Below are 1167 nucleotides of genomic sequence, written 5' to 3'. Positions count from 1 at the left end.
TTCGATCCTCCTCGCTGTTCAGCCTTCGCCGAACTTGTTTGCATCTTCTGGGGTGAGTTGGGGGTGGAGTGCTGCGCGCAGCTGGTTGAGGCCGGTGGCCTGCAGGTCGTCGTTGAAGTCGCCGCCTCGGGGCGACAGCACCTGCACGTCGATCCCCGCCGCTAGCGCGCGTGCGGTCAGAGTGGCGACGGCCCTGTCGCCCGCGGCATCGGCGTCGCGGGCGATGTAGAGGCGCCGCAAGTTGCGCGGGATCTCCAACGCGCCCAGATGACCAGCCGACAATGCTGCCGCCATCGGCATGCCCGGCAATGCCGCGCGCAGCGACAGCATCGTCTCGATCCCTTCGCCGACGGCCAGAACCTCATCCGCAACCCCGAAGCGCACGGCATTGCCTAGGAGGTTGCCCATGGCCCGCCGGGGAGTGGTGACCGCCGCCTTGCCCGAGCCGTCCGGCGCGAGCCAGGTGCGGTGCGCTCCGGTGATCCTGCCCTGCAGGTCGGTGACGGACGCGATCATCGCCGGACGTGGCTGCGCTGGTGCGCCTGTGTCGGGTCGATAGTAGCAGCGTGGATGATACCGCAACGCCCCCGCGTCCTCGACCGGCGCGATGCCACGACCAGCCAGATAGGTCTCGACCGGGGTGCCCCGGATCGGCTGCGCCATCGCAATCAGCCGCTGTGCCGCATCCGGCGACACCATGGTGGCGCGGGCAGGCATAGGACTGTCGCGCCGGGTAAGCTCGACCAGTGGCAGGCTCAGGAAGCGCCGCGCCTCCTCGACAACATCGCCGAACGAGGTCAGGCCACAGCTCTCCCGGATCACGTCGAGAAGGTCGCCATGTTCGGCCGTGGCGGCATCGGTCCAATGACCGGCGGCACCGGGGCCTGCCTCCGGTCCCTTCAGCCGGACGAACATCGACCGCCCCGGCGTGTTGCGCGCATCGCCGACGGTCCAGTACTGACCCTGCCGCCGCCCGTTGGGAAGGTAATGCCGACACACGGCCTCAGCATCGCGCGCGAGGCGGCGTGACAGTTCCGCTGCATCGCGCACCTTCACGAAACTCCCCCCGCTGCGCTGAGGTTATGTTGCCCAGCCCCGCGAAATCCACAGCAAAACAGGGACCAGAACCGCAACCGCAACATAATCCGCACCGCAACATGTTCCGTA

Annotated in this window: 1 protein-coding gene; it reads right to left on the bottom strand. The window is 68.0% G+C overall.

What is annotated here, in order from left to right:
* Window positions 1-18 precede the first annotated feature (18 nt).
* Window positions 19-915, bottom strand: coding sequence for a DUF7146 domain-containing protein (locus KTQ37_RS16650; RefSeq protein ID WP_236021307.1), 897 nt, complete (start codon window positions 913-915; stop codon window positions 19-21).
* Between the last annotated feature and the right edge of the window lie 252 nt (window positions 916-1167).

It is taken from the genome of Sedimentimonas flavescens (genome assembly GCF_019264375.1).
GTDB lineage: Bacteria > Pseudomonadota > Alphaproteobacteria > Rhodobacterales > Rhodobacteraceae > Rhodobacter > Rhodobacter flavescens.
The sequence above is the reverse complement of the archived record's forward strand: the minus strand, read 5'-3'. Positions and strand labels throughout refer to the sequence as shown.